Origin of the sequence: Novosphingobium sediminicola (genome assembly GCF_014196525.1) — a bacterium.
GTDB lineage: Bacteria > Pseudomonadota > Alphaproteobacteria > Sphingomonadales > Sphingomonadaceae > Novosphingobium > Novosphingobium sediminicola.
In genome coordinates, this window is the sequence record NZ_JACIDX010000004.1 from 245429 (window position 1) to 258309 (window position 12881).

General features: G+C 64.6%; 14 protein-coding genes. 9 read left to right on the forward strand and 5 right to left on the reverse strand.

The genetic code is table 11. The features are described from left to right. Positions 1 to 2 precede the first annotated feature (2 nt). Positions 3 to 575 carry a gamma carbonic anhydrase family protein gene (locus GGR38_RS06945; protein ID WP_183623963.1) on the forward strand — a complete coding sequence of 191 codons (573 nt, stop codon included), beginning with the start codon at positions 3 to 5 and terminating at the stop codon, positions 573 to 575. Further along, positions 562 to 843, forward strand: coding sequence for a DUF167 domain-containing protein (locus GGR38_RS06950; RefSeq protein WP_183623965.1), 282 nt, complete (start codon positions 562 to 564; stop codon positions 841 to 843). The genes GGR38_RS06945 and GGR38_RS06950 overlap by 14 nt, the downstream gene beginning before the upstream one ends. Here GGR38_RS06950 and GGR38_RS06955 read toward each other — a convergent pair. The 3 genes from GGR38_RS06955 to GGR38_RS06965 form a co-directional block, all read right to left on the reverse strand. Further along, the gene (locus GGR38_RS06955; RefSeq protein ID WP_183623967.1) at positions 830 to 1444 is read right to left on the reverse strand and encodes a YoaK family protein; all 615 of its coding nucleotides are present in this window, start codon (positions 1442 to 1444) and stop codon (positions 830 to 832) included. The genes GGR38_RS06950 and GGR38_RS06955 overlap by 14 nt on opposite strands. After that, a complete protein-coding gene (locus tag GGR38_RS06960) occupies positions 1445 to 1885 on the reverse strand; it encodes a globin domain-containing protein (RefSeq protein WP_343059016.1) in 441 nt (146 codons plus the stop codon). Positions 1886 to 1958: 73 nt separating this feature from the next. After that, positions 1959 to 3449 (reverse strand): M23 family metallopeptidase, encoded by a 1491-nt coding sequence (locus GGR38_RS06965; protein ID WP_183623971.1) that lies wholly within the window; start codon positions 3447 to 3449, stop codon positions 1959 to 1961. A gap of 151 nt (positions 3450 to 3600) precedes the next feature. Here GGR38_RS06965 and GGR38_RS06970 point away from each other — a divergent pair, with 151 nt between their 5' ends. The 5 genes from GGR38_RS06970 to GGR38_RS06990 all read left to right on the forward strand — a co-directional run bounded on the left by GGR38_RS06970 (position 3601) and on the right by GGR38_RS06990 (position 8590). Next, on the forward strand, positions 3601 to 6204 hold the full coding sequence (locus GGR38_RS06970; protein ID WP_183623973.1) for a helicase-related protein: 2604 nt from the start codon (positions 3601 to 3603) through the stop codon (positions 6202 to 6204). Beyond that, positions 6204 to 6518, forward strand: a complete 315-nt coding sequence (locus GGR38_RS06975; protein WP_183623975.1) for an RNA-binding S4 domain-containing protein — start codon at positions 6204 to 6206, stop codon at positions 6516 to 6518. The genes GGR38_RS06970 and GGR38_RS06975 overlap by 1 nt, the downstream gene beginning before the upstream one ends. Continuing rightward, the gene (fdxA, locus tag GGR38_RS06980; RefSeq protein ID WP_172340052.1) at positions 6515 to 6853 is read left to right on the forward strand and encodes a ferredoxin FdxA; all 339 of its coding nucleotides are present in this window, start codon (positions 6515 to 6517) and stop codon (positions 6851 to 6853) included. The genes GGR38_RS06975 and fdxA overlap by 4 nt, the downstream gene beginning before the upstream one ends. Positions 6854 to 7199: 346 nt before the next feature. Further along, on the forward strand, positions 7200 to 7733 hold the full coding sequence (locus tag GGR38_RS06985) for a CarD family transcriptional regulator (protein WP_168603226.1): 534 nt from the start codon (positions 7200 to 7202) through the stop codon (positions 7731 to 7733). Positions 7734 to 7861: 128 nt separating this feature from the next. Continuing rightward, complete coding sequence (locus GGR38_RS06990; RefSeq protein ID WP_183623977.1) at positions 7862 to 8590, forward strand: head GIN domain-containing protein; 729 nt, start codon at positions 7862 to 7864, stop codon at positions 8588 to 8590. Positions 8591 to 8614: 24 nt separating this feature from the next. On the opposite strand, the gene GGR38_RS06995 is transcribed toward GGR38_RS06990, so the two are convergent. Next, positions 8615 to 9577 (reverse strand): L-threonylcarbamoyladenylate synthase, encoded by a 963-nt coding sequence (locus GGR38_RS06995; RefSeq protein WP_183623979.1) that lies wholly within the window; start codon positions 9575 to 9577, stop codon positions 8615 to 8617. A 53-nt stretch (positions 9578 to 9630) separates the two neighbouring features. On the opposite strand from GGR38_RS06995, the gene GGR38_RS07000 reads away from it, so the two are divergent. Then, positions 9631 to 10458 carry an ATP-binding protein gene (locus GGR38_RS07000; protein WP_183623981.1) on the forward strand — a complete coding sequence of 276 codons (828 nt, stop codon included), beginning with the start codon at positions 9631 to 9633 and terminating at the stop codon, positions 10456 to 10458. A 264-nt stretch (positions 10459 to 10722) separates the two neighbouring features. Here the strand turns inward: GGR38_RS07000 and GGR38_RS07005 are convergent, their stop codons facing one another. Further along, the gene (locus tag GGR38_RS07005; RefSeq protein WP_425497042.1) at positions 10723 to 12192 is read right to left on the reverse strand and encodes a PQQ-dependent sugar dehydrogenase; all 1470 of its coding nucleotides are present in this window, start codon (positions 12190 to 12192) and stop codon (positions 10723 to 10725) included. A 101-nt stretch (positions 12193 to 12293) separates the two neighbouring features. On the opposite strand from GGR38_RS07005, the gene GGR38_RS07010 reads away from it, so the two are divergent. Further along, positions 12294 to 12782: a GAF domain-containing protein gene (locus GGR38_RS07010; RefSeq protein ID WP_183623985.1), complete on the forward strand. Its 489-nt coding sequence runs from the start codon at positions 12294 to 12296 to the stop codon at positions 12780 to 12782. The last annotated feature ends 99 nt before the right edge of the window (positions 12783 to 12881 follow it).

Below are 12881 nucleotides of genomic sequence, written 5' to 3' on the forward strand. Positions count from 1 at the left end.
CCATGCGTTCAGACGTTACCATCGCCCCGTTCAAGGGCATCTGGCCCCGCATCCATGAAAGTGCTTTTATTGCACCGGGTTGCAGGATTATCGGCAATGTCGAAATCGGGCCGGACGTCAGCATCTGGTATAATTGCGTGATTCGCGGCGATGCCAATTCGATTCGCATCGGCGCGCGCAGCAATATTCAGGACGGCAGCGTGGTCCATTGCGACAGCCCCAAACCGGGGATGCATGATGGTTTTCCCACCGTCATTGGCGAAGATGTGCTGATCGGCCATATGGCGATGGTGCATGGCTGCACGTTGATGGACCGATCCTTCGTCGGACTGGGCGCGATCGTCATGGACGGCTGCGTGGTCGAAGAAGATGCGATGCTGGCTGCAGGCGGGCTGCTCAGCCCCGGAAAGCGCATTCCCAGCCGCCAGATGTGGATCGGCCAACCGGCCCGCTATGCGCGCGAATTGGACGATGCCCAGTTGATCGATATGCAGCGGGGCGTTGCCGCCTATGTCCGCAACGGGCGCGAGCACAAGGCGGCGCTGGACGATATGCTGCTGCATGGCGCGGCCTAAGATTGCCCTGCCCGCGCCCGAGGCCATCCGTGCGCTGGTCGATGGCGAGGGCAGGCTGGCGGTCAAGGTGACGCCCGGCGCACGCAGCGAAGGGCTGGAGATTGTCGAGGGCCGGTTGCTGGTCAAGGTCCGCGCCAAGCCCGAGGATGGTAAGGCGACCGAGGCGGTGATCGAACTGGTGGCGCAGGCGCTGGGCATGGGGTCGAGCCGGGTGACCTTGCTGCGCGGGGCGACCTCGCGGGAAAAACTGCTCTCTATTGCCGGGTGATGCGAATGGCCGCCAATGTGGCCACAGCCGCCCATGCTGCCCCCAGCCACAGCCCTGCCTCTGGATAATGCAGCCCCATGGCCGCACCGCCCACGCCGCCCAGCACCAGTCCCAACCATAAGGCCAGTCCGGCGCCCGCCCCCGGCACCTTCTGCCCGCCCAGCGCCTGGCCCGCTTTCACCAGCGCCCCGGTCACATAGGTCAGCGCGAGGCTACCCTCGCCCTCACGCTGAAACGTGGCGTTCAAGGCCCCCATGGCCAGCACCAACGCGCCTTGCGCCACCACCGTGCCATGCGTCAGCGCGCCCAGCGAGAGCAAGGCGCAGACCATCCCCAGCACCGCCACCTTGCGCCACGGCCCCGAACGCGCCGCCACCGCCGTGCCCAGCGCCACGCCCAGCACAAAGCCCAGGATCAGCCCCGCCGGCACCAGCGCGCGACGCATATCGCTGGCCAGATTGACCGCCATGCGCGTCGAATTGCCCGACATGAAGGAGATGAAATAGCCGCCATTGGCGACAAACCCGCTGGCATCGACAAAGCCCGCCAGCGCCGAAAGCGCGATGGCAAGGCTGCGTCGGGAGCGGTCGAGCCTGTGCATTCAGTCCGCTGATGCCTCAACCGGGGCTTCAACGGGAACCATCGAGCCGGCGATCTCCTCCAGCACGCCCGCCATGGCATCGGCCATCACCCGATCCGCCGGGGCCACATCGGCAATCGCGCGGGCCATGGCGGCGGCCCATTGATCGGCGGTTTCGCGCGCAATCGGCATCCCGCGATGCATGCTCATCATGCATTTGCCCGAGGCGAACCAATCGCGCGGGCCGCCCGACCATCCGGTCAGAAACCCCGCCAGACTTTCGCGCATCGGCCCCAGATCGGCGGCATGCATCGCGCGCAGCTTCGCATAGGCCGGGTCGCTCTCCATCAGATCATAGAAACGATTGGTGATCGCCAGGATGACCTCGCGCCCGCCCAGCCGCTCATAGGGCGTCTTGCGGGCAACCTGTTCGCCTTCGATCTGGTCGGCTTCATCACTCACGGGGGCAATCCTTATGCAGGGGGGTCTATCAAACCTCGCTGCCATGCGCCAGCCTGTCGGGCTTTGACGCCAATCAATAGGCCGCGCGCGGAACCGAACCCATCGCCATATAAGCGCCCATCGGTCCTAGCGCCTCAGAAGGTTTCACGTGAAGCACCGCCGCCAAACGCGCGCGAAACGCGGCCAGCTCGGCCCGGTCCACACCGGCGCGCACGGTAAAGCCCACCGACATCGGATCGACCGCCGCCCCGCCGCGAAACACTTCATAATGCAGATGCGCGCCGGTCGACAGGCCGGTCGAGCCGACATAGCCGATCACCTGCCCCGCGCGCACCCGCATGCCCGGCGACACGGCAAAACGGGAAAGATGGCCATAGCCGGTGGAGACCGCCCCGCCATGATCCAGCCGGATGTAATTGCCATGCCCGCCATGCGGCCCGACGAAATTGACCAGCGCATCGGCCACCGCATAGACCGGCGCGCCCCATGGCGCGGCCAGATCGGTGCCGGAATGCATCCGCGCAAAGCCAAGGATCGGGTGCAGCCGCAGGCCAAAGCCCGAACTGATCCGCGCGCCAGCCACCGGCATCACCAGTGCCTGTGTTGCGCGTTGTTCGACCATGTCGGAGGCATTATAGAATTGCGCATCGCGGCCCTTGCCCCAGCGCAGCAATTGCTTGGCCATTCGCCCATGCGATTCGATCGAGGCATATTGCAGTTCGCCCACCTCGACCTGACCATCGGGCGCGCGTTTGTAGTCGACCACCATGTCGAACACATCGCCCTGATGGACCTCATCAAGGCTGAGATGCGCGTCGATGGCGGCCAGGAATTGCTGGATCGCCTTCATCGGCGCGCCCGCCGCCCGCGCGGCGCGATAGACGCTTGCCCCCGCCACGCCGCGAATGCGCAGCGGCGTTGAATCGACCGGCAAGACATGGCGGACCACGGCAAAACCGCCCGCCGAGCGGGTCAGCGTCAGATCGAGATCGAAACGCGCGCGCAGCGAAAGGCTTTCGAGCAGGCGCGGCCTGTCCGGCGCGGCGGCGCGGCCCAGATGCAGGGCAAAGCGCGTGCCGGGCGCAATATCGTCCAGTACACCCGCCGAAGCCAGCGCGCCGCGCACCGCCGCCACATCATCGGCCGAAACCCCGGCGCGGCCCAGCATCGCCTCGACGCTGTCCTCCTGCGCCAGCATCACCGAGAGGTCGATGCTGGGCCTTTCGGGCGCCTGCGCCAGCGGGACAAGGCGCGATGTCGGCCCCATTCTTTGCCCCGTATCGCCGCCATAGAGCAGCGGCTGCACAGTCTGGCTGCGCCATTGCTCACGCGCGGTGGCGTCCATCGGCTGCGATGGGATCGTCGGCCCTGTCGCAATGCCCGGCCACAGGGCCAGCGCCAGTCCGATCCCGCCCAGCATCACCCCCAGCCCGCGATACCAGCCCGCCGTACCGATGTCCTCGGCCAGATCGGTGGCGAAATCGAAACCGCGCAGCCCAGCCTTCATCCGCGCGGCCAGAGCCGACGGCAAGGCGACAGGGGTGGAAAAAGCGCGGCTTGCCATGATGGCCTTTGCAAAGGAGATTCTACGCCTCCCTCCCTGCCGCAATTGGGTTAAGCCATCGCTAAATCTGTGGTCTTTTGGCCCATTGGCCCCTGAATGCGACAAAGCGCCCCTTGCAGCCTCCCGCACGCTTTGCCACATTCAGGGGGTAATGGCTCAAACCCCCAACTTGCGCGCTTCGTTTCGCCCGCAACAATCCCACGATGGCCGGGTAAAGGCCGTGCTTGGCCCCACCAACACCGGCAAGACCCATCTGGCCATCGAGCGGCTTTGCGCTCATTCCTCGGGCGCCATCGGCTTTCCGCTGCGCCTGCTGGCGCGTGAGGTTTATGAAAAAGTCTGCGCAATCAAGGGGGCGGAGCATGTAGCGCTGATCACCGGCGAGGAACGGATCGAGCCGCCGAACGCGCGCTGGCTGCTCTGCACCGTCGAGGCCATGCCCGTTCGCGGCGGGCCGAAGCAGGGCGGCGCCCAAAACAACAGCGCCCGTTTCACCGACCTGTCCTTTGTCGCCATCGACGAGATCCAATTGTGCGGCGACCGGGATCGCGGGCATATTTTCACCGACCGCCTGCTGCATGCGCGCGGGCGTGATGAAACGATGCTGCTAGGCTCATCGGTGATGGAGCCGATGGTCAAGTCTCTGGTGCCAGAAGCCGAGATCGTCAGCCGCCCGCGTTTTTCCACGCTCAGCCATTCGGGCGCGAAGAAACTTTCGCGCGTGCCCCCACGCAGCGCCATCGTCGCCTTTTCCGCCGAGCAGGTTTACGCCGTGGCCGAAATGCTGCGCCGTTTTCGGGGCGGGGCGGCGGTGGTGATGGGGGCGCTTTCGCCTGAAACCCGCAACCGGCAGGTCGCGCTCTATCAATCGGGCGAGGTCGATTATCTGGTGGCCACCGATGCCATCGGCATGGGGCTTAACCTCGACATCACCCATGTGGCTTTCGCCGGGCTGTCGAAATATGACGGGGTGCGCCAGCGTCGCCTGCTGCCCACCGAAATGGCCCAGATCGCCGGGCGCGCCGGGCGACATCAGCGCGACGGCACCTTTGGTACGCTGGCCGGAACCGGGGGCCATGACGCGGAATTCACCGACGAGGAAATCTATGCGATCGAGGAGCATCGTTTTGCTCCGCTGAGCAAATTGTTCTGGCGCGAAAGCGATCTGTCCTTCGATTCGGTCGCGCGGCTGATCGACTCGCTCGAACGGCCTCCGGCCAAGGCCGAGCTGATCGCCGCGCCGCAAGCCATCGATCTGGCAGTGTTGAAGCGGCTTGCCGAGGACCCCGATATTGCCCCCGGCGTGCGCGGCACCGGCATGGTGCGCCGCTTCTGGGAGGCCTGCTCGCTGCCCGATTTCCGCCAGCAGGGAGCCGAAACCCACGCCCGCTTCGTTGCCCGCCTGTGGGAAGAGTTGCGCCACGGGGTGCTGGGCGCCGACACCGCGCCGCGCGCCATTGCGCAATTGGACAACACGCAGGGCGACATTGACACGTTGCAAGGCCGGATCGCGGCGGTGCGTTCGTGGTCCTATATCTGCCAGCGGCCCGATTGGGTGCTGGCCCGCGATGAAATGGCGGCGCGCGCGCGCGAGGTGGAATCGCGCCTGTCCGATGCTTTGCACGCCCGCCTGACCGAGCGTTTCGTCAACCGGCGCACCACCGTTCTGATGCGCAAGCTGGGGCCGGATGCGGGCCTGCTCTCCGTGGCGATGGAGGGCGACGATGTGCTGGTCGAGGGCGAGAAGATCGGCACGCTGAGCGGCTTTGCCTTTCGTGTTGATCCTTCGGCGCGGCATGAGGATGCGCGGCTGCTTCAGGCGGCGGCGGAAAAGCATCTGCCCGATCTTCTGGCCCGGCGCGCAGGCGAATTGATCGCGACGCTGAATGCGGGCGAGGCCGATGTGGAGATGCAGGGCGAGAGCATCGTCTGGCATGGCCATCCTCTGGCGCGGATTGCGCGGGGGCGGGCGCTGCTCAACCCCACGCTGACACCTGCGCCTTTGCTCGACCGGCTTGCGGCGCCCTTGCGCGCCGATCTGATCGCAGCGCTGGGGCAATGGCTGGCGCGGCGGTGGAAGCCGCTGGCCCCGCTGGCGGCGATGGAGGTGGCCAGCCTTGATCCCGACAGCGGATCGGACCTGCGCGCGCTGCTGATCCGCATGATTGAGGGGGGCGGGATGGTTGATCGCGCCGCCTCGGGGGTGGAAAAGCTCTCGCCGCCCCAGCGCGATGTGCTGCGGCGTTTGGGGGTGCGGATCGGGCCGCTCGATCTGTTTCACCCCGCAATGGTCAAGGCCGCACCGCTGATCCTGTGGCAATCGGCGGTGGGGGCAAAGGGCATCATCGTCCAGCCGATGGCCCCGGTGGTCAAGTTGAGCGAAAAGCCGGTGCCGCGTGGCTATCGCCGGTTGGGTCAGGAGGCGCTGCGCATCGACCGGGCGGACCGGCTGCTGCGCGAGGCCCATGGGCGGCGCAAGGCGGCGGGCGGGAAAGGTGGCAAGGCCAGCTTTTCCCTCGATCCGGCCGAGGCGGTGAAGATCGGCCTCTCGACGCGCGCCTATGCCCATCTGCTGCGGCTGGGCGGATTTCGCCCGATCATGCCGCGCGTGCTGCCGACCGAGGTCTATGGGCCGCCCGCGCCGCTGGTCTGGCGCTGGCAGCCCCCCCGGCGCGAGGCCGAGGCATCGGCCCGCCAGCACGCCGCCATGGATTCCGACAGCCCCTTTGCCGCTCTGGCCTCGCTGGTGGCCTGATGCGGATCGACAAACTCCTGTGGTTTCTACGTCTGGCCAAAACGCGGGGGCTGGCGCAGGAGTGGGTCGAGGCGGGCCATATCCGCCGCAATGGTCAGCGCATCGAACGCTGTTCGGCCTCGGTCGAGATGGGCGATGTGCTGGTGCTGCCGGTGCCTTCGGGGGTGCGGATCATCCGCCTTATCACCATGCCAAACCGGCGCGGACCGGCAAATGAAGCACAAAGCTGTTATGAGGTGCTTGACGAGACACGCCCTTCCCCACTAGCAGCGGGGAAAGTTTGTTCTTCATCGAAAGGGGATTTGCAGCCATGACCTATGTCGTTACCGACGCCTGCATCCGCTGCAAATACATGGATTGCGTGGAAGTCTGCCCGGTTGACGCCTTTTACGAAGGCGAAAACATGCTGGTGATCAATCCGAGCGAATGCATCGACTGCGGCGTTTGCGAACCGGAATGCCCGGCCGAAGCCATTCTGCCCGACACCGAAAGCGGGCTGGAGCAGTGGCTGGAGCTGAACACCAAGTACAGCGCCGAATGGCCCAACATCACCACCAAGAAGGATTCGCCCGCCGACGCCGACGAATTCAAGGGCGTGGAAGGCAAGTTCGAAAAGCTGTTCTCCGAAGCGCCGGGTGAAGGCGACTAAGAGAATATACCGGGGGGCGAATCACCCCCGGAAGGCATTTTCGGATGCCCGAACGATAAAATTTTGCTGCCAGAGGCTGGGGTTGCGATAAACGCACCGCTGGCCTCTGGCAATTTTGTTACAGGCGTGCTATATAATACGACAGTCGCGACAGGCTGTCCCTATGTCTGGCCTGTCGTCATCGCAAAGAACCGGGTCGAACCCCCTGACCATGAAAGGCATCGTTGCAGCACTCGGTTGATGGCGCGCATCATACCGCAGCGAAAGCTCATCACTTTCGCACGGTCTGCGTGAAATCCGCCGTGATCCTCTCCATGTTGCACCGGGCCGAGTGAAAGGACGATAGATGACCGCCAAGGCGCACGCCTTCGATGTCGGAGATTACGTCGTATACCCCAAGCACGGCGTTGGCCGGGTGATCGAACTGCTCGAGCAGGAGATCGCGGGGATGAAGCTTGAACTGTATGTGCTGCGGTTTGAAAAAGAACGCATGACGCTGCGCGTTCCGGTTAACAAGGTCGAAGCCATCGGCATGCGTAAGCTGTCCTCGGACAAGACTTTGCGCGAGGCGATGGACACGCTCAAGGGCAAGCCCAAGGTCAAGCGCACCATGTGGTCGCGCCGCGCTCAGGAATATGAAGCGAAGATCAATTCGGGCGATCTGGTTTCGATCGCCGAAGTGACGCGCGACCTGTTCCGCGCCGACGATCAGCCCGAGCAGTCCTATTCGGAACGCCAGATCTTTGAAGCCGCTTCCAGCCGCCTTGCGCGCGAACTGGCTGCGATGGAAAAGACCGACGAACCGGCTGCTCTTAAGAAGATCCTTGCGATCCTCAACGAGTATGCGCCCAAGTATTACGAGGCCGCCGCCGCCGTTTGATCGGCCGTGGCCCGTATGGGTTTGCAAAGAGGGGCTGCCCGCTGGGGCGGCCCCTTTTTCTTTGGGGCTTCCCTTTGGATGCATGGTGTATTATAACACCAACACGCAATGCGTCAGGGAGCAGCCCCATGGACTTTCGCAAGATCACTTCCGCCTTTGTCCCGATCATGGCCGCCGGCATGGCCACGATGCTTTCAGGATGCCACGACGGCGAGATTTCGCTGCATGGCGCGGGCAAGCCATTGGCCGAACTCGACCTGTCGGGCCCCGCGCCTGACAGTCTGGTGCTGCTCGGCCCCGACAGCGTGAAGATTGAAACGGGCGAAAAACTGGCGATCAAGGTCGAGGGCGATCCCGAACAGGCCGCCCACCTGCGCTTTACGCTCAAAGACGGCACGCTGGGCATCCTGCGCGACCGCAAGGGACAGGGTCAGGCGGTTTCGGTGCTGGTGACGATGCCTGCGCCCAAATCGCTGACCATGACCGGATCGGGACGGATCGCCACCGCCGATCTGGCGCGCAAGGCCGAGATCAACATCGTGGGTTCGGGCGATATCGAAACGCCCAGAGTCGAAGGCGAAAAGCTGGAAGTCTCGATCGGCGGGTCGGGCACCTATCGGGGGGCAGGCCATACCGCCGATCTGGAGGTCAATATCGCGGGCAGCGGCAGCGCCAAGATGGCCGATTTGAAAGCCGATAAGGCCGATATTTCGATCCTTGGCTCAGGCGGCGCGCAATTCGCCTCGGACGGGACGGTCAAGGCCTCGATGATGGGTTCGGGATCGGTGCGCGTCAAAGGCCGCGCCCAATGCGAGGTCAGCGCGATGGGTTCGGGCAAGCTGGTGTGCGAACCCTAAACCGGAGCGGCAGCCCGACAGTTTTTAAAGTGGCGCCGCCGCGCGGCGCAGGCGGTCGTTGATCGCCGCACCAATCCCTTCATCCGGGATCGGGGCGATGGCCACTTTGGACTGCGGCGCATGGGCCGCCTCATGCAGCGCTGCATAAAGCCGCGCTGCAGCCTCTGCGAGGTCGCCTGAGCGCGAAAGCGTGGTATCGCCACCTTCGGCTCCAAAAGTGATGTAAAACTCGTCAGCGGCCTTCTCAGCGGCATTCAGGCGCACCGGCTTGCCCGGCGCATAATGGCTGGTCATTTGCCCCGGCGCCTCGATGCCGCGATCCTCATGCGCCTCGCCCTGCCCCAGCACCGCCGCCAGATCCGCCGAAGTGATCGGGCCGGGGCGCAGAACCTGCCATCCGCCATCGGGCCGCAGGGCCACAATCGTCGATTCAATCCCCGCCTTACACGCCCCGCCATCAACGATCAGCGGCACCCGCTCGCCCAGCGAGGCCGCGACATGGCCTGCCGTGGTCGGGCTAACTCCGCCGCTGCGATTGGCCGAGGGCGCGGCCAGCGGCAGGCCGGATTCGCGCAAAATCGCCTGCATCACTGGATGGGCCGGACAGCGAATCGCCACCGTGGGCAGGCCCGCCGTCACCGCCGCCGCCAAAGGCGCATCGGCCCGGCGCGGCAAAACCATCGTCAAAGGCCCCGGCCAGAACGCCGCCGCCAGCGCCCGCGCGCGATCATCCAGAACCGCCAGCGCCTCGGCACCGGCCAGATCGGGCACATGCACAATCAACGGGTTAAAATCAGGCCGCCCCTTCGCCCGATAGATCGCGGCCACGGCATCGACACTGTCGGCCCGCGCGGCCAGCCCATAAACCGTCTCGGTGGGCACCGCGACAATCGCCCCATCGCGCAAGGCGCGCGCCGCCAGCGCCAGATCGTCGGGCGCGGTCGTCACGATACGGGGAAGATCCCGGGGAAGATCATTGTCAGACATAGCCCTCCCGCTATAGCGCAAGAGCAGCAAAGCCAAGCATAAGGAAAGAATTTATGGCCGATTCCGGCGACCCTCTGGCCCGCATTGCCGATGCTCTGGAGCGGTTAAGCCCCCCTCCCCCGGCGGCGGCACAGTGGCTGGATTATCCCGCCTATGTCTGGGACGGGCGGACGGCGCGCGGCGTGGCGCGGCTGGATGCCCCCGAATTGCGCCTGCTTCAGGGGATCGAGCTGCAGAAAGAAGCCATCGCCGGCAATGTCGAAAGGCTGGCGGCGGGCCATGCCTCGCACGACATGTTGCTGTGGGGTTCGCGCGGCATGGGCAAATCGGCGCTGGTGCGCGCCAGCGTACTGAACGCCGCCAAGGCCCACCCCGGCGCCATCGCGCTGGTTCAGGTCGCCCCCGATGCGCTCTCCTCGCTCTCAGCGCTGTTTGCCATGCTGGGGCGCGTCGAACGGCAATTCCTCACCTTCATTGACGACCTCGGCTTTGAGGAAGGCGACCTCTCCGGCCCGCGCGCGTTGCGCTCTTGGCTCGAAGGCGGGGTAGAGGCGCGCCCGGCCAATGTGCGCCTTGCCGTTACCTCGAACCGCCGCGCTATCGTCGGGCGCTCTCTGGGCGAACAGGACGATCCTATCAACCCGCGCGATGTGGTCGATGACAAGCTCGCGCTGGCCGACCGCTTCGGCCTCTCCATCGGCTTCCACGCCTGCTCTCAGGACGATTATCTCGCGATCATTTCCGGCTATGCGCAGGAATTGGGGCTGAGCTTTGAAGTCGGCGATGCGCTGGAATGGGCCAAGCGGCGCGGTAGCCGGTCGGGGCGGATCGCATGGCATTATGTGCATGAGTTGGCCGGGCGGGCCGGGATGAGGGTTTAAGGGGGTTTAAGGGGAGTTTAGATGCGAGGGACTCGTCCCTCGCGCTCCCGTTACTGTCTATGTCGCGCCATGGTTCGGCGTTTTGTGTCGGACGCACTGGCTGAAATTTTAAAGCCTGCAGCGCCTCTTCTTAGCGCCGCAGGCTTTCAAGTCATCGGGCAAACGCCCCACGCGGGCCACCCCAAGCGCCACCCCATTAACGGGATTGCAAAGGGACTAGTCCCTTTGCCCGCCGGAGGCATAAAAACCCCCAAATTTAACCGATCAATTCTCCCGCACCTTCTGATCGTCCTTGAACTTCAAGCGATACTGGATCTCCGGATCGCCATTGAGGTCCTTCTGCGGCGGCAGATGCTTGACCACGACCGGCTTGATCTCGGCGACGGGCGCAGCGCCCGGGGCCACCACGCGCCAGATGATCCCGGCGGTGTCATCCGAGACCAGCAGCGCGCCGTCCTGGGCAAAGTTCAACCAGGTGGGCCGCCCATGGGTTTCGCCATCCGGCTTGAGGAATCCGGTCAGCACCTTTTCGGGCAGGCCCTGAGGATTGCCATTGGCGTCAAAGCGCACAAAAACAACGTCATAGCCAGCTGCGGGCTTGCGGTTCCACGAGCCATGGCGCGCGATGAAGGCGCCATTGGAATAATGCGCGCCCATCTTCTCGCCGCCCTTCACAAAGGCCAGCCCCAGCGCCGCCACATGCGGCCCCAGCGCATATTCGGGCTTGCGGACATAATCGATCAGGAATTCGGGCATCTGGAATTCAGGCGTGTTCTGATAGACGCGATTGTCCTCATTCTTGCCCCAATAGAACCAAGGCCAGCCATAATGCGAGCCCACCGGCACATTGGTCAGATAGTCGGGCACCAGATCGGGGCCGAGCTGATCGCGCTCGTTCACCACCGTCCAGAGTTCCTGCGTTGAGGGGTTCCACGCCATGCCATTGGCATTGCGCAGGCCCATCGCATAGCGGCGGGCATGGCCGCTGGCAGTGTCGATTTCATAGATCGCGGCGCGACCTTCCTCGGCCTTGGGCCCGCGTTCACCGATGTTCGAGGCCGAACCGATGGCGACATAGAGATGCTTGCCATCGGGGCTGAGCACCAGATTGCGCATCCAGTGATTGCCCGCAGGCGGCAGATCCATCAGCTTTTTGGGTGTCCCGGTCAGGCTGGTCGCGCCAGGCTGATAGTCAAAGGCCAGCACCGCATCATGATTGGCGATGTAGAGCTTGCCATCGCCATAGGCCATGCCCGAGGGCGAGGAGAGCCCTTCACGCAGCACGAAGCGCTGATCGGCCACCCCGGTGCCCTTGCTGTCGCGCAACAGGACGATGCGGTTCGGGCTGGGATCGCCCGCGCCGACAAAGCCCATGAAGATGTTCTGGAAAAATCCGGTGATCCCGCCCGGCCCATTGTCCTTGGGCGCGCCGGTTTCGGCCACCAGCACATCGCCATTGGGCAGCGTGAAGATCGTGCGCGGATGCTGCAACCCGGTAGCAAAACGGCTGACGCTCAGCCCCTGCGCGGCGGTGGGGGCCTCATTGGCGGCCCAACCCACCGATTTGACCAGCCCCACCGTGGGGAAGCTCTCCGGCTCGGGATCAACCAGCTTGGGCTTGCGGCCTTCCATCTGCTCGATCGGCAAATGCGAGACATTGCCATGCGACAGATAGGCAAAGCCACCCCCGCCAACCAGAACGACGGCACCAAGGGCGATAAGCGATTTGCGCAAAGTAGGGCTCATGCGCGTTGAGATAGGGATTTGCCGCGTGGCCCACAAGCCCGGAATGCCACCACTTGGCGGGCGCGGTTTGGCGTATTACATCGGCATCCATGTTCGACTTTTCCCCCTCGGCCGGTGCGCCCAAATCCGAAATCTACCGCGACCTGCGCGAGGCCGCGCTGGCGATCACCGATGGCGAGAGCGATGGCGTGGCCAATATGGCCAATGTGGCGGCGCTGATCTGGCAATTCCTGCCCGATCTCAATTGGGCCGGGTTCTATCGCGCCATCGGTGATGAGCTGGTGCTGGGGCCTTTCGTGGGCAAACCGGCCTGCATCCGCATCCCCTTTGGCCGGGGCGTGTGCGGCACGGCGGCGGCAACCGGCGCGACCCAACTGGTGCGCGATGTCCATGCCTTTCCCGGCCATATCGCCTGTGATGGGGCCAGCGCGTCCGAACTGGTGGTGCCGGTGGTGGTTGATGGGCGCCTGGTGGCGGTGATCGATCTGGACAGCCCGATCCCCGCCCGGTTTGACGATGAGGATGCCATGGGGATCGAGGCTTTGGCTTCGGCTATCGCGGGCGTGTTAACCTCGTAAATTACCGGATGATCGGCTTTAAGCTTTCGCTTGGGCGCGGTGATTGTTTCTGATATTAACCTTTATGAACGAGGTTCCCGTCATGAAGGTGCCAAACCC